19 protein-coding genes are annotated in these 17,250 nt (G+C 58.8%); 11 read left to right on the top strand and 8 right to left on the bottom strand.

Annotated features, from left to right (window positions below; all coding sequences use genetic code 11):
• The first annotated feature begins 19 nt into the window (after positions 1-19).
• Together ACJ8OK_RS21810 and ACJ8OK_RS21805 are read left to right on the top strand one after the other, a co-directional pair.
• Positions 20-1,261, top strand: a complete 1,242-nt coding sequence (locus tag ACJ8OK_RS21810; RefSeq protein ID WP_033631344.1) for an O-antigen ligase family protein — start codon at positions 20-22, stop codon at positions 1,259-1,261.
• Positions 1,258-2,235: a glycosyltransferase gene (locus ACJ8OK_RS21805; RefSeq protein ID WP_033631345.1), complete on the top strand. Its 978-nt coding sequence runs from the start codon at positions 1,258-1,260 to the stop codon at positions 2,233-2,235. Before ACJ8OK_RS21810 ends, ACJ8OK_RS21805 begins: the two co-directional genes overlap by 4 nt.
• Before the next feature lie 36 nt (positions 2,236-2,271).
• Here the strand turns inward: ACJ8OK_RS21805 and ACJ8OK_RS21800 are convergent, their stop codons facing one another.
• Positions 2,272-3,366 (bottom strand): glycosyltransferase family 9 protein, encoded by a 1,095-nt coding sequence (locus tag ACJ8OK_RS21800; RefSeq protein ID WP_004931167.1) that lies wholly within the window; start codon positions 3,364-3,366, stop codon positions 2,272-2,274.
• An 8-nt stretch (positions 3,367-3,374) separates the two neighbouring features.
• The gene (locus ACJ8OK_RS21795) at positions 3,375-4,331 is read right to left on the bottom strand and encodes a polysaccharide deacetylase family protein (RefSeq protein ID WP_033631347.1); all 957 of its coding nucleotides are present in this window, start codon (positions 4,329-4,331) and stop codon (positions 3,375-3,377) included.
• Between the two features lie 210 nt (positions 4,332-4,541).
• Here ACJ8OK_RS21795 and rfaQ point away from each other — a divergent pair, with 210 nt between their 5' ends.
• From rfaQ to ACJ8OK_RS21780, 3 genes are read left to right on the top strand one after another with little or no spacing between them, the layout of a single operon-like run.
• The gene (gene rfaQ, locus ACJ8OK_RS21790; protein ID WP_033631348.1) at positions 4,542-5,624 is read left to right on the top strand and encodes a putative lipopolysaccharide heptosyltransferase III; all 1,083 of its coding nucleotides are present in this window, start codon (positions 4,542-4,544) and stop codon (positions 5,622-5,624) included.
• Positions 5,621-6,748, top strand: coding sequence for a glycosyltransferase family 4 protein (locus tag ACJ8OK_RS21785; protein ID WP_033631349.1), 1,128 nt, complete (start codon positions 5,621-5,623; stop codon positions 6,746-6,748). The genes rfaQ and ACJ8OK_RS21785 overlap by 4 nt, the downstream gene beginning before the upstream one ends.
• A gap of 2 nt (positions 6,749-6,750) precedes the next feature.
• A complete protein-coding gene (locus ACJ8OK_RS21780) occupies positions 6,751-7,854 on the top strand; it encodes a glycosyltransferase (protein WP_033631350.1) in 1,104 nt (367 codons plus the stop codon).
• Between the two features lie 41 nt (positions 7,855-7,895).
• Here the strand turns inward: ACJ8OK_RS21780 and ACJ8OK_RS21775 are convergent, their stop codons facing one another.
• Positions 7,896-8,909, bottom strand: coding sequence for a glycosyltransferase family 9 protein (locus tag ACJ8OK_RS21775; protein ID WP_033631351.1), 1,014 nt, complete (start codon positions 8,907-8,909; stop codon positions 7,896-7,898).
• A gap of 125 nt (positions 8,910-9,034) precedes the next feature.
• Between ACJ8OK_RS21775 and waaA the strand changes: the two genes are divergently transcribed.
• From waaA to coaD, 3 genes are read left to right on the top strand one after another with little or no spacing between them, the layout of a single operon-like run.
• Positions 9,035-10,312, top strand: coding sequence for a lipid IV(A) 3-deoxy-D-manno-octulosonic acid transferase (waaA, locus tag ACJ8OK_RS21770; RefSeq protein WP_015379436.1), 1,278 nt, complete (start codon positions 9,035-9,037; stop codon positions 10,310-10,312).
• Positions 10,313-11,086: a glycosyltransferase family 2 protein gene (locus ACJ8OK_RS21765; protein ID WP_049240849.1), complete on the top strand. Its 774-nt coding sequence runs from the start codon at positions 10,313-10,315 to the stop codon at positions 11,084-11,086. It begins immediately after the preceding gene.
• 3 nt (positions 11,087-11,089) lie between these two features.
• On the top strand, positions 11,090-11,575 hold the full coding sequence (gene coaD, locus ACJ8OK_RS21760; protein ID WP_033631353.1) for a pantetheine-phosphate adenylyltransferase: 486 nt from the start codon (positions 11,090-11,092) through the stop codon (positions 11,573-11,575).
• Between the two features lie 5 nt (positions 11,576-11,580).
• Here coaD and mutM read toward each other — a convergent pair whose 3' ends face one another.
• From mutM to radC, 4 genes are all read right to left on the bottom strand, one after another.
• Positions 11,581-12,396, bottom strand: a complete 816-nt coding sequence (mutM, locus tag ACJ8OK_RS21755) for a bifunctional DNA-formamidopyrimidine glycosylase/DNA-(apurinic or apyrimidinic site) lyase (RefSeq protein WP_028128080.1) — start codon at positions 12,394-12,396, stop codon at positions 11,581-11,583.
• An 81-nt stretch (positions 12,397-12,477) separates the two neighbouring features.
• A complete protein-coding gene (gene rpmG, locus ACJ8OK_RS21750) occupies positions 12,478-12,645 on the bottom strand; it encodes a 50S ribosomal protein L33 (RefSeq protein ID WP_002442576.1) in 168 nt (55 codons plus the stop codon).
• 11 nt (positions 12,646-12,656) lie between these two features.
• Positions 12,657-12,893 carry a 50S ribosomal protein L28 gene (rpmB, locus tag ACJ8OK_RS21745; protein WP_004931195.1) on the bottom strand — a complete coding sequence of 79 codons (237 nt, stop codon included), beginning with the start codon at positions 12,891-12,893 and terminating at the stop codon, positions 12,657-12,659.
• Positions 12,894-13,155: 262 nt separating this feature from the next.
• The gene (radC, locus tag ACJ8OK_RS21740; protein WP_004931197.1) at positions 13,156-13,839 is read right to left on the bottom strand and encodes a RadC family protein; all 684 of its coding nucleotides are present in this window, start codon (positions 13,837-13,839) and stop codon (positions 13,156-13,158) included.
• Positions 13,840-14,022: 183 nt separating this feature from the next.
• On the opposite strand from radC, the gene coaBC reads away from it, so the two are divergent.
• The 3 genes from coaBC (at position 14,023) to slmA (ending at position 16,523) form a co-directional block, all read left to right on the top strand.
• A complete protein-coding gene (gene coaBC, locus ACJ8OK_RS21735) occupies positions 14,023-15,240 on the top strand; it encodes a bifunctional phosphopantothenoylcysteine decarboxylase/phosphopantothenate--cysteine ligase CoaBC (protein ID WP_033650120.1) in 1,218 nt (405 codons plus the stop codon).
• A complete protein-coding gene (gene dut, locus ACJ8OK_RS21730; protein WP_277497057.1) occupies positions 15,218-15,676 on the top strand; it encodes a dUTP diphosphatase in 459 nt (152 codons plus the stop codon). The genes coaBC and dut overlap by 23 nt, the downstream gene beginning before the upstream one ends.
• A 250-nt stretch (positions 15,677-15,926) precedes the next feature.
• The gene (gene slmA / locus ACJ8OK_RS21725) at positions 15,927-16,523 is read left to right on the top strand and encodes a nucleoid occlusion factor SlmA (RefSeq protein WP_004931203.1); all 597 of its coding nucleotides are present in this window, start codon (positions 15,927-15,929) and stop codon (positions 16,521-16,523) included.
• A gap of 31 nt (positions 16,524-16,554) precedes the next feature.
• Here slmA and pyrE read toward each other — a convergent pair whose 3' ends face one another.
• Complete coding sequence (pyrE, locus tag ACJ8OK_RS21720) at positions 16,555-17,196, bottom strand: orotate phosphoribosyltransferase (RefSeq protein ID WP_004931204.1); 642 nt, start codon at positions 17,194-17,196, stop codon at positions 16,555-16,557.
• Between the last annotated feature and the right edge of the window lie 54 nt (positions 17,197-17,250).

Here is a 17,250-nt window from a genome sequence, read left to right as displayed (position 1 = left end):
GAGCCGGAAAACACGCCCAATGTTAAAACACAGAACACCGCACCCTGCCTTTAGCTATCTGATCTATCTGGGGTGCGCCATCGCTTTTTGCACCATTCCTTTCGGTTCCGCGACCGGACGCAATCTGTTTTATGTTTCCAGCTACATCGCCTTTATCGCCGTTTGCCTGTATCCGCGCTACTACTTCAGCAACGTTAGAAATCTGCTGCTGCCCGCGCTGATGTTCAGCGTAGGCATGGGAACCATCCTCTGGATGCACCACTTCAAACAGCCGGGTGAATACATCAACATTTACCGCTCTTATATGTCGACCGGTAAACTCCAACTGGCAACCGCCTTCATCCTGCTGATTGCGCTTAATGAGCGGTTGTGCGTGCAGCGCCTGCTCGTTGTCGTGGCCCTCATTACCGGTCTGGCGGTCAACGGTTATTCACTCTATCAGGGGCTGCGGCTGGATATTCCGCGCGTGGAGCTCAACTTCGATCGCGCCACGGTCGTTGCCTACCTGATGACCGCCATCGATCTGGTGATGATGCAAGCCATCCTGATGCTGCGCACCCGCTACCGTCTGGTGTTGTACATTGCGGCGTTCCTGCTGTCCTTCTCTGCGCTGGTGCTCACCGGCACGCGCGCGGCCATGCTGGTTTACCCGGTGGCGGTTTGCCTGTCGCTGCTGGCGACCAAGCATCTGGTATCCAGAAAACACAAGTTTTTGCTGGTCTCCTCGGTGCCATTATTGCTGCTCATCTGCGGATTCGTCTTTAAAGCGCAGATTGAACAACGCATTGCCGACTTCAAAACCAACATGCAACTGATCGATAAACCCGAGATAGATAACTCGATCATTTCCCGGCTGTCGATGCAAACGCTGGCATGGCGTACTGGTTCACAAGCCCCTTGGGGCCAATCCGCCGAACAACGCGGTGAAGAGATCCGCACCATCGTCGCGCAGCAGCCACATCTGTACGGCGTCATGCCCTACATCAACGTTCACCTGCACAACGAACTGCTGGAAACCTACTCGCTCAAGGGCGTCTGGGGCGCACTGCTGCTGCTGGCGCTCTACGCCGGCCTGCTCTTCTCTTCGTTCCGGCCGCAGCGCAACGCGTTACTGCTGAGCGTCAGCGCCAGCCTGTTCGTTTACGGCCTGAGCGACGTCATCTTCTTCAGCACGGAAGGCACCGTCATGTTCTGCCTGGCGCTGATCGCCGCCGTTCTTTCCGTTACGAAACAGCCCCCAGTTCAGGAGCCCGCCTTGTGAATCCTCAGCAGCCGCTGCTCAGCGTTATCGTGCCGTTTTATAATAATGAAGCGTTCGTTATCGCTGCGCTGGATTCGTTATTTGTACAGATTGGCGACGATATCGAGGTGGTGATCATCGACGATGGCTCCACCGACGCCTCCGGCGCGCTGGTCAGCCACTATCTGGCGCAGCGGCGGCATCCGCGCGCGGTCCTTACTTCACAGGCCAACGGCGGCATTGCGCACGCCCGCAACGTCGGGCTACAGCGGGCCACCGGGCGCTATGTCACCTTTCTCGACGGCGACGATCTGCTGAGCGACGACTATCTGGCGATCCTGCGCCCCCTGTTGATCGCCGGTGAATATGACCTGATCGATTTTAATTATCAGAAGTTCACCGAACATCCGTCGACAGCGGATAACCGCGCGGCGCAGCCCGCAGCCTACGACTTTTCACAGTTGGGGCTCGGCTGCCTGCAACCGCTGTTTGCACGCTCGATGTGGCATCTCTGGAGCCGGGTATATAAACGCACGCTGCTGGAAGGGGAAGCGTTCGAAGACGGCAGGCGCTACGAAGACGTGATTTTCACGCCTTTTCAGTATTTCAAAACTCGCCGCATCGCCCATCTTGACTGCGAACTCTACTTCTATCGGGACAACAGCCAGGGCATCACCCGCAATATCAAACCCAAAGATATTGAAGATCTGCTGTTCGCCATGGAGAAGATGCTGCGTTTTGTGGCGCAGCATCCCGGGGATGAGCCGCTGCGCCGGTTAGCCGCACTGATGCTGGCCAACTGCTTTTCCGAGGTGAAAAGCATGTCGAAGGCGGTATACGGCTATTACCATTACGCGCCGGCAACGCTACATATCCTGCGCCGCGCCGCCGCTGTCTGCCGCAACAGCGACGTGCCGGGCAAAAAAGTCCGCCAGATGCGCTATGCGCGAGTGGATACCTTTCTTTCGAAGCTGCGCGGGCGCAGGCCGCATTAACCGCATCGGCCGGGCGGCCGATGCGTCGTCTCGCCTTTAGCGCGCTAAAGGCACGTGCGCGACCAGCTCGTCATAAATCCGCTGCGGCTGGATAACCCCCATCGGGCTTTCCGCCTCCAGCGGCATCGTATAGCCGGTACGAGACACCTGAATGATGCGATGCAGTTCAGGATCCTGAATCGGCCCGGTGGAACGTGAGTCGGCGGTCACGAACAGGCTGATGGTTTTCACCTTCAACGCCACCGCCAGATGCAACGGCCCGGTATCGCCGGTAACCAGAACATGGAAACTGTCGAGCAACGTCAGCAAACCTTGCAGCCCCGTTTTACCGATCTGGTTATCCACGCAGGCCTGCGTTTGCGGGCCGATCAGACTCAAAAACTGTTTGGCCTTGCCGTCGTCAAACGGTGCGCCAATCAGCACGATGCGTACATTTGGGTGCTTCGCCACCAGCTCATCGGCCAGCCGCGCATAGTGCGCAACCGGCCAGCAACGCGACTCCGTTGACGCCCCCAGCTGAAAACCGATGGTGGGATGCTCGCTGCTTTTGACGCCGCGCTGATAATCCACGGGAATTTCCATCGTCGGATCGTCGCTGCGGCAGCCCAAAATGGAAATCAGCTCCAGCTTGCGGCGCACGAAGTGGCCGTAATAATGGAAGACGTAGTTGGTTAGCCAAGGCTCCAGCCCGCAAATGCCTGAACTGTAGTTATCCCTGATAATGTACTTCGCCCCGGCCAGTACGGCGCTGATGATGTCATAAGGCAGATGGGAATGCAGGATCAGCGCCAAATCCGGCTGATGTTCGCGCAGCGATTTCAGCAACGGGCGCATCGTCTTGATCTTGCTGTCCCAATACACCACGCGATCGTAATAGCGGCCGTTTTCCACCAGCTCGCGGTTTTTCTTGTGCACCACCAGCGTGATGTGCGCGTTGGGGTAGCGTTCCCGCATCGCCCGCAGTGCCGGCGTGTTGAACATGAAGTCGCCCAACGCCGTGGTGGAATAGATGACGATATTGTCAAACTGCTGGGCGCCGTCGAACGTCGCCTTATCCTGAAAACGGCCGTACTTCGCCGTATAGCGCCGCAAGAACCAGTCGGCAACCTTGATTTTCCATTTCTTCGACATGTGCGTGCTTAATTCGCTTTAAGTTGATAATACTCGGCCAGCGTCATGCCCACCGTGCGCTGCTGCAGCCAGTCAAACAGCTGCTCCAGATCGCGGTACAGCCCTTCGATATCCTGCTCGGTTTTGAACGTCGGGCTGCCGCCCGGCATAAATTCGGAGGAGTGCAGCATGAATTCGACGTAGTCATGCCCCTGCGCCAGCGATGTTTCAGCCACGCTTATCATCTTGGCCACATTGCCGCCACTCGGCCGCAGCCAGTTGACGGACGGCGAACGCCGCTTGCCGCGCAGCCGGTCATAGCCCTGCTTGAAGGCATTCATCAGCGCCGAGTGCTTGTACTGGATACTCATCGGCACTTCCAGCAACGACGAAGCGCCCGGTTTGGCGATGTTCTGCGGATCGATGAAATAGGCCTGCGACGGGAACCGGCTATAGTCTGTGCCGCCGTTGCCCTGCGGATTGCCCGGCGAAAACTGCCAGTTGACCCGCGGCGTCACCGAACAGTCCACCTGATAGCCATACTCCAGCAGCAGCGAGGCATAATATTCGTTGAACGCCCAGCGGCCGGCGCGATGGCTGAGCATTTTGGTCTGGAAGGCATCTTCCAGCAGCTTGGTCATGTGATCGACCTTGGCGCGGATCTGATCGGCGGGATACTCGATCAAATAAGGCTTGTGGCGCCAGTCGTCGTCGGTCAGCGGCGTCAGCGGCGGGCTGTTCCAGGCATGCAGGTGCATGCCCACTTCACCCGTGCCGCGAGCGATCACGTCGCGCGCAAACTCGACATAAGCCGGGTCCATCGCCATTTCATAGTTGGTGAGATAAACCGGTTTGAAGGCGTATTTTTCGCACAATGCCTGAAAGCGCGGCAAGAAACGCGTGTTTTCGGTCGCGATGCGATCGTGGTTTTGCCACAGATTATCGCCTTCGGTATCAATGGTGATGAGAAACGCCGGTTTAGTCATGAATATCGAGCCTGATATCAACAGAATGCACTATGTTACGCAGGCCGTTTCGCCAGGGCAAACGACTTTGCTGCCTGGTTTGGACAACGTTGAAGCGCATTCGTCCCCGGCTCGGCGATTTTTTTACGGCCAGGCAAGAAAACCTTGCAACAGTAGCCACATGCGATCGTGTCATTTAGAATCAAAGATTGGTTTCCCAGAAAGCGACTCATGATGAACGACGCGCCAGCCCCAACTTCCGCCCCATCCGTACAGCGTATTTTGATCATAAAACTGCGCCATCACGGCGATATGCTGCTGGTCACGCCGGTCATCAGCAGCCTGCGGCAAAACTACCCGCAGGCGCAGATCGATGTGCTGCTGTATCAGGAAACGCAGGAAATGCTGGCCAGTAATCCGGAACTGTCGACGCTGTTCGCCATTGACCGTCAATGGAAAAAACAGGGCACCCGCGCGCACCTGGGGCACGAACTGGCGCTGCTGCGTCGCCTGAAGGCGCAACGCTACGATCTGGTGGTCAACCTGGCCGATCAATGGCGCAGCGCCATCCTCACGCGCCTGACCGGTGCGCGTATCCGTCTGGGCTTCGATTTCCCCAAACGCCGCGGCTTCCTGTGGCGCCATTGCCACACCCAGCTGGTGCCGGTCGACAATCACGCCCACCTGCATACCGTCGAACAGAATCTTTCGCTGCTGGCGCCGCTGAACCTGCCCGCGCTCAATGAACATGTGACCATGAGTTACGATCCGCAGGATTGGCAGACCTGTGAGCAACGGTTGCAGAAACAGGGCGTCGCCGGCAGTTATATTGTGGTGCAGCCCACCTCGCGCTGGTTCTTCAAATGCTGGAGCGAAGAGAAAATGGCCGCCACCCTCACCGCCTTGCAGGCCGACGGCCACCAGCTGGTGATCACCTCCGGCCCCGACGCCAGAGAACAAGCCATGGTCGAGCGCATTTTGGCGCTCTGCCCGCCACAGGGCGTGATCTCGTTGGCCGGCCAGCTGACGCTGCGCCAACTGGCCGCCCTGATCGACCACGCCAAGCTGTTTATCGGCGTGGATTCGGTGCCGATGCACATGGCCGCCGCGCTGCAAACGCCGTGCGTGGCGCTGTTCGGCCCTTCCAAGCTGACTTTCTGGCGGCCGTGGCAAGCTACCGGCGCCGTGATCTGGGCCGGCGACTTCGGCGAACTGCCCGATCCGGACGCCATCGATACCGGCACCGACGAACGGTATCTCGACCTTATTCCTACAGACGCGGTGATTGCAGCCGCGCGGAGCACGCTGGCATGAAAGCATTCCGTTTGGCGATCGTTCGCCAAAAATACCGCCCGGACGGCGGAGCCGAACGTTTCGTTTCCCGCGCCCTGGAAGCGCTGGAGCAACAGGATCTCGATCTGAACGTCATCACTCGCGAATGGCAGGGCGACGCCAATCCCAACTGGCATATCCACCTGTGTAACCCGTTAAAGCTCGGCCGCATCAGCCGCGAGCGAGGCTTCGCCGTGGCAGCCAGGGCGCTGTGGCAGAAAGAGCGCTTCGATCTGGTGCAAAGCCACGAGCGCATTCCCGGCTGCGACATCTATCGCGCCGGCGACGGCGTACACCGCCGCTGGCTGCTGCAACGCGCGCGTCTGCTGCCGGAATGGCGCCGCAAGTGGCTGTTCTCCAATCGCTATCACCGCTATGTGATGTGCGCCGAACGCGCCATGTACGCCGCGCCCGAGCTGAAAGCCGTCATCTGCAACGCCGAGATGATCAAGCAGGAAATCATCGCCGACTTTGGCGTGCCCGCCGACAAGATCACGGTGATCTATAACGCCATCGACAATCAAAAGTTCCCGCCCGCCGACGAGGCCCTGCGTCAACGTCTGCGCGAGCAATATCAGATCCCGCAACAGGCGCACTGCCTGATCTTCGTCGGCTCCGGTTTCGAGCGCAAAGGGCTGGCCGCCGCCATCCGCGCCGTGGCGGCGACCGACAGTCACCTCCTGGTGGTCGGTAAAGACAAAGCCGAAAAACGCTACCGGGCGCTGGCGCAGTCGCTGGGCTGCGGCGATCGCATTTACTTTATGGGCGTGCAGAAGCAGACCCTGCCGTTCTATCAGGCCGCGGACGCGCTGCTGCTGCCGACGCTGTACGATCCGTTCCCGAATGTAATTCTGGAAGCGATGTCGTGCGGCCTGCCGGTTATCACCAGCACCACCTGCGGCGGCGCCGAGTTTATCACCCCCGGCCAGAACGGCTTCGTGACCGACGCGCTCGATGTACCGGCCATCACGGAGGCTATTCGGGCACTGCCGCGCCAGGCGCTGGGATCATCCATGGGCGAAGCGGCGAGATTGCGCATTATGACGGCTACGCCGGCGCATCTGTCCGAACAGCTGATTTCCCTCTATAACCGGTTACTGGATTAGCTATGCGTATTCTGATGATCATCGACGGCCTGCCGGGAGGCGGCGCGGAAAAAGTGGTGCTGACCCTGTGTCAGGGCATGCAGCAACAGGGGCACGACGTCAGTCTGATCTCGCTGCGCGACGTCTGCAATTACCCTATTCCACCGGGCATTGATTATCAGGTGCTGGCCGATCGCAGCCGTGCCCCCTGGCGCAAGCTGACCGAGCTGTCGCGCCGCGCCGCCGCGCTGGATCGCGCTATAGCCGAACACGAGCGCCAAAACGGCGCGTTCGATCTGGTGTTCTCCAACCTGCATAAAACCGATCGTATCGTCAGCCGCAGCAAGCGGTTGGCCGCGGATCGCCTGTGGTTCTGCATTCACGGCATCCTCTCCACCTCCTACCTCGGTCACCGCAAGGGTCTGGATCGCTGGCTGAAGCAACGCAAAATCGCCAACGTTTACCAGGGAAGAAATATCGTCGCCGTTTCACAGGCGGTCGGCGACGATCTGCAGCGGAACTTGCCGATCCGCCCGCGCCGGTTGGCGGTCATCAACAACCCGTTCGACATCGACGCTATTCAGCAACAGGCGGCGGCGCCTTGCGAACTGGCCGGCCAGGACTATCTGGTGCACGTCGGCCGCTTTCACACCACCAAGCGGCATGACCGCCTGTTGAAAGCCTATGCGCTCTCCGGCATTCAGGCACCGCTGGCCTTGATCGGGTCCGGTGACGACGCCAAAGTCGCCGAGGTCAAACGTCTGGCGACAGACTTGGGCATCGCAGAGCGCGTGTTGTTCCTCGGTTTCCAGAGCAATCCCTACCCGTTTATTCGCCATGCCTCGCTGCTGGTGCTCAGCTCCGACAGCGAAGGGTTTGGCAACGTACTGGTAGAATCGCTGCTGTGCGGCACACCGGTGGTCAGCACTCGCTGCCCGGGCGGCCCTGCGGAAATTCTGGAAAAAGCCGGCATGGCTAACGCGCTGGCGGAATTAAACGAAGCGTCGCTGGCAGAAAAAATGGCGGAGTTTTACGCCAACCCGCCGCAGATAAATCAACAGCAATTGCTGAGCTATGGGCTTGAGCCTATTTGCCATCAATATATTGAGCTGAAAGAAGAACAATAAAAAAATAAATAAGGCAGGGGATGCCTGCCTTATTTTCTTCGTTAGTTGAGCGCCTGCATTTTCTGCCAAACCTCATCGACAGAAACATCTTCACAGTGCCCCGATTCGCTTTGCAAAATATGATGGCGGCCAGTCCATGGATGCCAGGACACTTTATCGGTATCGCCAAAGAACACCACCATGTCCTTATTCAACGCAGCAGCAAGATGCATCTGCCCACCGTCGCTGCACAGCACCCGGTCGCATAAATCAAACCCGCCCAACAGCTCACGCACCGACGCCGTCGGATAAAGCGCGACGCGTTCGTTTTGACACAGCGCCAGCAGCTGTTCGGCGCGCTGCTGATCGCCGATGTCGTCCGGTGCCAACGTGCCCTGCGGCGACCAAAAGATCAGCACGCCGGTGCGGGGATCGGCAACCAGACGGTTGATGATTTCGGCATAGCGTTCAACCGGCCAACGCCGTTTCGGGCTGCGGCTGCTGATGTGCACGGCGCATACGCGCTCGACCGGCGGCAGACGTTCCTGCCGCCGCTGCGCCGCCAATTGCCGCTCTTCAGGCGCCAGAAACACCCGCACCGGCGGGATCGGAATGGATTGATCGGTTATCGCCGATAAATAGCTGTAGGTGTGCTCGACCTGATGGAGGCCACGGAAATCGTCCTTGCGGAACGGGCGATGAATATCTTTCGTGCCCAGATCGGCGCCGATGATATGGGTGGCGCCGGCCATTTTCGCTAGACGCAGGCTGTATTTGCAAGGCACCGGGTTGGCCAGAATAACCGCATCGAACTTTATTTTGCGCAGCTTCAGGAAGATCATCATACGTTCGAAATAAACGCCCAACGTGGTCTCATTTTTCGCCTTGTGCTTGGCCTTTTTATAGACAAAGACTTTCTCGAGATGAGGATTGTTTTTAACAACATCCTGGCTGACTTTATTGATCAGCAGATAAACTTTTGCGTCCGGATAGGCAATTTTCACCCCCTCAATCAAGGGCGTGGTGCAAACAAGATCGCCGATGTTGTCGCGGCGAATAATTAAAATATTCTTCATTCCGAGCCTGTCGGCGAAATCGCTCGCCGGTTGTCTGAAACTGACACCCAAGGTTACCAAATTAGCGCCTTTCCCTTCCAGTTATGGTACTATTCCGAATAACCCATATAAATGAAATTGATAGAATGTTGCTGCGTTTATATCAGGTACTACTCTACCTCATCCAACCCCTGATCTGGCTCCGCTTACTGCTGCGCAGCCGCAAAGCTCCAGCCTACCGTAAACGCTGGGCGGAACGCTATGGCTTCTGCGCCGGGAAAGTCGTGCCAGGCGGCATCATGCTGCATTCCGTCTCCGTCGGCGAAACGCTGGCGGCCATCCCGCTGGTGCGGGCGCTGCGCCATCGTTACCCCGCTTTGCCGATAACTGTGACCACAATGACCCCGACAGGTTCAGAACGCGTCCAGTCCGCTTTCGGCAAAGACGTGCATCATGTCTATCTGCCCTACGATCTGCCCGGCGCCATGAACCGTTTCCTCGACCAGGTGAATCCCAAGCTGGTGATCATCATGGAAACCGAGCTATGGCCTAACCTGATCAACGCGCTGCATCAGCGGCAAATCCCCCTGGTGATCGCCAATGCGCGTCTGTCGGCCCGCTCCGCCGCCGGCTATAAGAAAATTGGCGGATTCATGCGCGATATGCTGCGCCGCATCACGCTGATCGCCGCACAGAACCAGGAAGATGGCGATCGATTTATCGAACTGGGCCTGAAACGCTCGCAGTTGGCCGTCACCGGCAGCCTGAAATTCGATATCTCCGTCACCCCGGAGCTGGCCGCCCGCGCTGTTACATTGCGCCGCCAATGGGCGCCGCGCCGCCCGGTGTGGATCGCCACCAGCACCCACGACGGTGAAGAGACCATCCTGCTGGAAGCGCACCGCAAACTGCTGGAAAAACACCCTGACCTGCTGCTGATCCTGGTGCCGCGTCACCCGGAACGCTTCCCGACCGCCAAAGAGCTGGTGCAGAAGGCCGGCTTCAGTTACACCCTGCGCAGCAGCGGCGAAATCCCGTCCGGCAGCACCCAGGTGGTGATCGGCGATACCATGGGCGAACTGATGCTGCTGTACGGCATCGCCGATCTGGCCTTTGTCGGCGGCAGCCTGGTGGAACGCGGCGGGCACAACCCGCTGGAAGCCGCCGCGCACGCCATCCCGGTGTTGATGGGCCCGCATACTTTCAACTTTAAAGACATCTGCGCCAAGCTTTCGCAGGCCGAAGGCCTGATCACCGTGACCGATGTCGATTCGCTGGTGAAGGAAGTGGCAACCCTGCTGACCGACGAAGACTACCGTCGTTACTACGGCCGCCATGCGGTGGAAGTGCTGTATCAGAATCAGGGAGCGTTGCAGCGCCTGCTGCAGCTGCTGGAACCGCACCTGCCGCCCCGGAGTCACTGAATGAGCAGCCGCAAAAGCCTATCGGTGGTGATGATCGCCAAAAACGAAGCCGGGCTGTTGCCGGACTGCCTGCGCTCGGTCGAGTGGGCCGATGAAATCATCGTGCTGGACTCCGGCAGCGAAGACGACAGCGTCGCCGTCGCCGAAAGCCTGGGCGCCAAAGTCTTCACCCACACCGACTGGCAAGGGTTTGGCAAGCAGCGTCAGCTGGCGCAAAGCTACGCCAGCCATGACTACGTTTTGATGATCGACGCCGACGAACGCGTCACACCCGAGCTGCGGCAATCTATCGAACAGGTGTTGAACGCGCCGGAGGACGGCGCTGTCTACAGCTGCGCGCGGCGCAACCTGTTCCTCGGCCGCTTCATGCGCCACAGCGGCTGGTATCCCGACCGCGTCAACCGCCTGTACGCCAACCAACGCTATCGCTATAACGACGATCTGGTACACGAGTCGCTGAACATCGGCGACGCCAAAGTGATCCCCCTCAGCGGCGATATGCTGCACCTGACCTGCCGCGATTTCTTCGCCTTCCAGCGCAAACAGCTGCGCTATGCCGAAGAGTGGGCCACGCAGCGCCACCGGGCCGGCAAGCGTTGCGGCTATTTGTCTATCCTGACCCACACGCTCGGCGCCTTCGTCAAAACCTGGCTGCTGCGCGCCGGCTTCCTGGATGGCAAACAGGGGTTGCTGTTAGCGGTGGTCAACGCGCAATATACCTTCAATAAATATGCCGCATTATGGGCATTGGGCCGCAACTACTCAGAGAAGTGAATCATGACCAGCAAAGCCATCTATCCCGGGACGTTCGATCCCATGACCAACGGCCACCTGGATTTAGTGACGCGCGCGTCGCTAATGTTCGATCACGTCATTCTGGCCATCGCCGCCAGCCCGAGCAAAAAACCGCTGTTCAGCCTGGATGAGCGCGTGGCGTTAGCGACGCAGGTCACCTCACATCTGGGCAATGTTGAGGTACTGGGCTTCAGCGAACTGATGGCACACTTCGCCGCGCACCAGAATGCCAATATCCTGGTGCGTGGCCTGCGTGCGGTGTCTGACTTTGAATATGAATTGCAGCTGGCGAACATGAACCGCCATTTGATGCCAACGCTGGAAAGCGTATTTCTGATGCCTTCCGAAGAGTGGTCGTTCATCTCCTCCTCACTGGTGAAGGAGGTCGCCCGTCACGGCGGCGATATCGCGCCTTTCCTGCCCGATGTGGTCACCCAGGCGCTGATGGCGAAGCTCGCCGCCGAGTGATCGGCTCAGCGCTGGCAGCGGCGGCAAAAGAAGGTGCTGCGCTGCCCGTGCTTGGCGGATTCGATCGGCGTGCCGCACGCGCGGCACGGTTCTCCCGCCCGGCCGTAAACCTGCAACTCCTGCGCGAAATACCCCGGTTTGCCATCCGACTGCAAAAAGTCGCGCAATGTCGTGCCGCCCTGCTCGATAGAGCGCTGCAACACCGCCTTGATGGTCTTCGCCAGCAGTTCCGCTTCGGCTTTGCTCAAGGATCCCGCCGGACGATCGGGCAGGATCCCGGCGCTGAACAGCGATTCGCTGGCGTAAATGTTACCAACGCCGACCACCAACTTGTTATCCATCAGCCACGGTTTGATCAGCGTGCGCTTATTGCGTGATTTTTCATACAGGTAGTCGCCGTTGAACGCTTCGCTCAGCGGTTCCGGCCCCAGATGCGCCAACACGCTGCTGGTCGCCAGGTCTTCGCACCACAGCCAGGCGCCGAAACGGCGCGGATCGGTATAGCGCAGGATCATGCCGTTGCTGATCACCAGATCGACGTGGTCGTGTTTGCCGGCTTCGTCTTCGTTTTCCTCGCGCAGCATGCGCAGGCTGCCCGACATGCCCAGGTGCACGATAATCCAACCGTTCTCCAGCTCGATCAGCAGGTATTTGGCCCGGCGCTGCACGCTGAGCACCGGCCGATCGCTCAGCGTCAGGATCTGCTCGGAAACCGGCCAGCGCAGGCGCGCATTGCGCACCACCGCATACTGAATGCTGTGGCCGACAAGATAAGGCTCTATACCGCGTCTGCTCGTCTCAACTTCCGGTAATTCAGGCATCTGGCTTCCCCTCCGACGTTTTCTACCCTTTATAAAACAAAAAACCCGGCCAAGGCCGGGTTTTTCATTAATCCACTAAAATTATTTAATTTTAGCTTCTTTGTATACTACGTGCTGACGGACAACTGGATCGAATTTCTTCAGTTCCAATTTTTCCGGCTTAGTACGCTTGTTCTTCGTGGTGGTATAGAAGTGACCAGTACCAGCAGAAGAAACCAGCTTGATCTTCTCGCGAACACCTTTAGCCATGATTCAGTTCCTTAATACTTCTCACCACGGGCACGCAGATCGGCCAGAACCGTCTCAATACCCTTCTTATCGATAACACGCATACCTTTAGCAGATACACGCAGAGTTACAAAGCGCTTCTCAGCCTCAACCCAAAAACGGTGTGAGTGCAGGTTAGGCAGAAAACGGCGTTTGGTCGCGTTCATTGCGTGGGAACGGTTGTTACCGCTCACCGGGCGCTTGCCAGTAACTTGGCAGACTCGGGACATGTCTATTCTCCAAAAATCAAATCAGCTCGAGCTTCGTATAGGGTATGGCCGCCTCGTCAGGCTTTTAGAGCCCATCTCAGCAAACTTCATACTGAGGAGACTCTCGTCATCAGGTAGAAACCACACATCAGGTCAGAAACCTGCTGAGATAGGCTCTTGCGCCAAACCCAAGATTCTCAAAGGTGGCGTAGTATACGCTCTGAAGCGTAAGTGCTCAAGTCCCGAACAGCTAAAGATCCCACAAGGATCGCGAAAAAATCGCTTAAAGCCATCCGCGCTCGGCAAAAGAGACGCATTCACCCCGACCGATCACCAAATGATCAAGCACTCGGATCTCCAATAACTGACAGGCTTTCACCACCTGTTCCGTTATCAAACGGTCGGCATGACTGGGTTCAGCCTTACCCGAAGGGTGATTATGCGCGAGAATCAGCGCGGCGGCATTAGCCTTCAACGCTTCACGCACAATTTCTCTCGGATAGACGACGACGCTGCTGATGGTACCAGCAAACATCTCCTGATGGCGAATAACCCGATGCTGATTGTCTAAAAACAATACCAAAAAGACCTCTCGCTCGCGATGCGCCAGCAGGCTTTGCAGATAATGCTGGGTGACGCGCGGGTTGAGCATGGCGTTTTCCTGCGACAAGTGGCTGGAAAAGAAGCGCAGCGCCAGCTCGGCAATCGCCTGCAGTTGGGTATAGCTGGCGTCGCCCAGGCCTTTTTGGCTGCAAAAAGCCTGATGGTCGGCCGACATCAGGTGATAAAGCGAGCCGAATCGGCGCAGCAGTTGCTCCGCCAGCTGCATCACATGCACGCCGGGCAACCCGGTGCGCAAGAAAATGGCCAACAGCTCTGCGTCAGACAGCGACGCCGCCCCCTGCATCAACAGCTTTTCACGCGGCGCCAACGCGCCCGGCCAGCACGCCACAATCGGGTTGCTCATCGTGTTCCTCCCTGAAAGGGCTACAGCATGCCATGCGCCACCCGACGCGTTCGACAGGTGTTTGATAACATTGCGAAGTGTTTCGCAAAGCACAATGTAACGCCCTGCAGCCATTGCGGAATCGCTCACCTGAACGGCGGATATGCTAAAATGGCGCATCTTTCGGCTTTCAATCGGACAATGATGATGACGGGACTTTCCGGCAAACATATTGTGCTTGGCATCAGCGGCGGCATCGCCGCCTACAAGTGCCCAGAGCTGGTGCGCCGCCTGCGCGACAGGGGCGCGGAAGTGCGCGTGGTGATGACCCACGCCGCCAAGGCGTTCATTACGCCGCTGACGCTGCAGGCCGTTTCCGGCCATCCGGTGTCCGACGATCTGTTGGATCCCGCCGCCGAAGCCGCCATGGGCCACATCGAGCTCGGCAAATGGGCGGATCTGGTGATTCTGGCGCCGGCGACCGCCGATCTGCTGGCGCGCGTCGCCGCCGGCATGGCCAACGATCTGCTGACCACCGTCTGCCTGGCGACCGACGCCCCTATCGCCGCCGCGCCCGCCATGAACCAGCAGATGTATCGCGCCGCCGCCACGCAGGCCAACCTGCAAACGCTGCAGGCGCGCGGCATGCTGCTCTGGGGGCCGGACAGCGGCAGCCAGGCCTGCGGCGACGTCGGCCCGGGCCGCATGCTGGATCCGCTGGACATCGTCGAGCTGGCGAGCGGTCATTTCTCCGCCCCGCAGGATCTGCAACATTTGCAGGTTATGATCACCGCCGGCCCGACGCGTGAAGCGCTGGATCCGGTGCGTTTCATCAGCAATCACAGCTCCGGCAAAATGGGCTTCGCCATCGCCCGCGCCGCCGCCGCCCGCGGCGCGCAGGTGACGCTGATCGCCGGGCCGGTGAGCCTGCCGACGCCGCCGAAGGTCACACGCGTGGACGTCACCAGCGCGCTGGAGATGGAGCAGGCAGTGCAACAACGCGCCGCTCAGCAGCAGATTTTCATCTCCTGCGCCGCCGTGGCCGACTATCGCCCCGAGCGGATCGCCGATGAAAAAATAAAAAAACAGGGTGATGAAATCGTCCTCAAGATGGTAAAAAACCCCGATATCGTCGCCGGCGTGGCGGCGATGACCAAAAATCGACCGTTTGTCGTGGGGTTTGCCGCCGAAACCCAGAATGTGGAAGAATACGCGCGGCAAAAACTGGCGCGTAAGAAGCTGGATTTGATTTGCGCTAACGATGTTTCGCTTGCAGAGCATGGGTTCAACAGCGACACCAATGCCCTGCACCTTTTTTGGCAGGATGGAGAAAAGCGCCTGGCGCTGAGCGACAAGGCACTCCTTGGCCAACGTTTAATAGACGAGATAGTCAGCCGTTATGATGAAAAAAATCGACGTTAAGATCCTCGACCCGCGCATCGGTCAGGATTTCCCGCTACCGACCTACGCTACGCCGGGCTCCGCCGGTCTCGACCTGCGCGCCTGCCTGGATAGCGCGGTAGAGCTGGCGCCGGGTGAAACCACGCTGCTGCCTACCGGCCTCGCGATCCACATCGCCGACGCCGGCCTGGCGGCGGTGATCCTGCCGCGCTCAGGCCTGGGCCATAAGCACGGCGTCGTGCTGGGCAATCTGGTCGGCCTGATCGACTCCGATTATCAGGGCCAGCTGATGGTGTCCGTCTGGAACCGCAGCCAGAAGCACTTCACCATCGAGCCGGGCGAACGCATCGCGCAGATGGTCTTCGTGCCGGTGGTGCAGGCCGAGTTCAACCTGGTGGAAGAGTTCGACAGCAGCGAGCGCGGCGAAGGCGGCTTCGGCCACTCGGGGCGCCACTAAGCGCCACCCAATGCACGAGGGCCGGCAGGGAAACGTCGCCTGAACCTTGCTTTCCGGGGAGATGGATGTCTCTGCGGCAAGGTTTTACCGCGACAATTGCAGCGCACACCAGGCAGCGCGGAAAAAGGCCGTTAAGGCCGCTGACCCCAGCATCGTAAAAAAGCTATCACATAAGCCGCACAGAGCCTGCTCTGCAGCGGCCGGTGCGCGGGTTTCCGTCAGTTAAGTTTTAGCAAGGGTCTAATCAGACATGGCAGAAAAAGAAAAGACGAAAAGGAATCGGCGCGAGGAAATATTGCAGGCGTTAGCCCAGATGCTGGAGTCCAGCGACGGCAGCCAACGCATCACCACCGCCAAGCTCGCCGCGAACGTGGGTGTTTCTGAAGCTGCGCTGTACCGGCATTTCCCCAGCAAGACACGGATGTTCGACAGTCTGATCGAGTTTATCGAAGACAGCCTGATCACCCGCATCAACCTGATCTTGCAGGACGAGAAAGAGACGTTTAATCGTCTGCGCCTGATTTTGCTGCTGATTCTGGGCTTTGCGGAGCGCAACCCAGGGCTGACGCGCATCATGACCGGCCACGCGCTGATGTTTGAACAGGATCGCCTGCAGGGCCGCATCAACCAGCTGTTCGAGCGCATTGAGGCGCAGCTGCGTCAGGTGCTGAAAGAACGCAAATTGCGCGAAGGCAAAGGCTTTATCGTCGATGAAACGCTGCTGGCCAGCCAACTGCTGGCCTTCTGCGAAGGCATGTTGTCGCGCTATGTGCGTTCGGAATTCCGCTATCGCCCCACGCAGGAATTCGACGCCCGCTGGCCGCTATTAGCGGCACAGCTGCAATAACGAAAACGCCGGGCATGCCCGGCGTTGTTATTTATACCCCGTACTGCTCGCGGTAAGCGCGCACCGCCGCCAGGTGGTCCGCCATCTCCGGTTTCTCTTCCAGATAGGCGATCAGATCCTTCAGCGTGACGATTGAAATCACCTTGCAGTGATAATCGCGTTCCACTTCCTGAATGGCGGAGATATCCGCGCGGCCGCGTTCCTGACGGTCGAGGGAGATCAGCACACCCGCCAGCGAAGCGCCGCTGGCGCCGATGATTTCCATCGACTCGCGGATCGCGGTGCCGGCGGTGATCACATCGTCCACCAGCATCACGCGCCCCTGCAGCGGGCTGCCCACCAGCGAACCGCCTTCGCCATGAGTTTTGGCTTCCTTGCGGTTAAAGCAGTAAGGCACGTCGCGCTCATGGTGTTCCGCCAGCGCCACCGCCGTGGTGGTGGCGATAGGAATGCCTTTATAGGCCGGGCCAAACAGCAGGTCGAAATCGATGCCGGAATCCATCAGGGCTTCGGCGTAGAAGCGCCCCAACAGCGCAAGATCGCGCCCGGTATTAAACAGGCCGGCGTTGAAGAAATACGGGCTGGTGCGGCCGGATTTCAGGGTGAACTCGCCGAACTTCAATACCTGCTTGTTAAGCGCGAACTCGATAAACTGGCGCTGATAGGCTTTCATTACTGCTTCTCCTCGTCTGAATCTGCTTGGGTCTTGTCATTACTGCCGCCCGAT

The organism is Serratia sp. CY71090 (assembly GCF_052166845.1).
Classification (GTDB): domain Bacteria; phylum Pseudomonadota; class Gammaproteobacteria; order Enterobacterales; family Enterobacteriaceae; genus Serratia; species Serratia nematodiphila.
This window is presented reverse-complemented; position numbering and strand designations above follow the sequence as displayed.

Bases quoted from the DNA above. Each gene is read 5' to 3' on its own strand.
- ACJ8OK_RS21765 (WP_049240849.1), top strand. From the start codon at position 10,313: ATGAGCAGCCGCAAAAGCCTATCGGTGGTGATGATCGCCAAAAACGAA.
- ACJ8OK_RS21780 (WP_033631350.1), top strand. From the start codon at position 6,751: ATGCGTATTCTGATGATCATCGACGGCCTGCCGGGAGGCGGCGCGGAA.
- rpmG (WP_002442576.1), bottom strand. From the start codon at position 12,645: ATGGCTAAAGGTGTTCGCGAGAAGATCAAGCTGGTTTCTTCTGCTGGT.
- ACJ8OK_RS21800 (WP_004931167.1), bottom strand. From the start codon at position 3,366: ATGTCGAAGAAATGGAAAATCAAGGTTGCCGACTGGTTCTTGCGGCGC.
- waaA (WP_015379436.1), top strand. From the start codon at position 9,035: ATGTTGCTGCGTTTATATCAGGTACTACTCTACCTCATCCAACCCCTG.
- slmA (WP_004931203.1), top strand. From the start codon at position 15,927: ATGGCAGAAAAAGAAAAGACGAAAAGGAATCGGCGCGAGGAAATATTG.
- dut (WP_277497057.1), top strand. From the start codon at position 15,218: ATGATGAAAAAAATCGACGTTAAGATCCTCGACCCGCGCATCGGTCAG.
- rpmB (WP_004931195.1), bottom strand. From the start codon at position 12,893: ATGTCCCGAGTCTGCCAAGTTACTGGCAAGCGCCCGGTGAGCGGTAAC.
- radC (WP_004931197.1), bottom strand. From the start codon at position 13,839: ATGAGCAACCCGATTGTGGCGTGCTGGCCGGGCGCGTTGGCGCCGCGT.
- ACJ8OK_RS21785 (WP_033631349.1), top strand. From the start codon at position 5,621: ATGAAAGCATTCCGTTTGGCGATCGTTCGCCAAAAATACCGCCCGGAC.
- pyrE (WP_004931204.1), bottom strand. From the start codon at position 17,196: ATGAAAGCCTATCAGCGCCAGTTTATCGAGTTCGCGCTTAACAAGCAG.
- rfaQ (WP_033631348.1), top strand. From the start codon at position 4,542: ATGATGAACGACGCGCCAGCCCCAACTTCCGCCCCATCCGTACAGCGT.
- coaD (WP_033631353.1), top strand. From the start codon at position 11,090: ATGACCAGCAAAGCCATCTATCCCGGGACGTTCGATCCCATGACCAAC.
- ACJ8OK_RS21795 (WP_033631347.1), bottom strand. From the start codon at position 4,331: ATGACTAAACCGGCGTTTCTCATCACCATTGATACCGAAGGCGATAAT.
- coaBC (WP_033650120.1), top strand. From the start codon at position 14,023: ATGATGACGGGACTTTCCGGCAAACATATTGTGCTTGGCATCAGCGGC.
- mutM (WP_028128080.1), bottom strand. From the start codon at position 12,396: ATGCCTGAATTACCGGAAGTTGAGACGAGCAGACGCGGTATAGAGCCT.
- ACJ8OK_RS21810 (WP_033631344.1), top strand. From the start codon at position 20: ATGTTAAAACACAGAACACCGCACCCTGCCTTTAGCTATCTGATCTAT.
- ACJ8OK_RS21775 (WP_033631351.1), bottom strand. From the start codon at position 8,909: ATGAAGAATATTTTAATTATTCGCCGCGACAACATCGGCGATCTTGTT.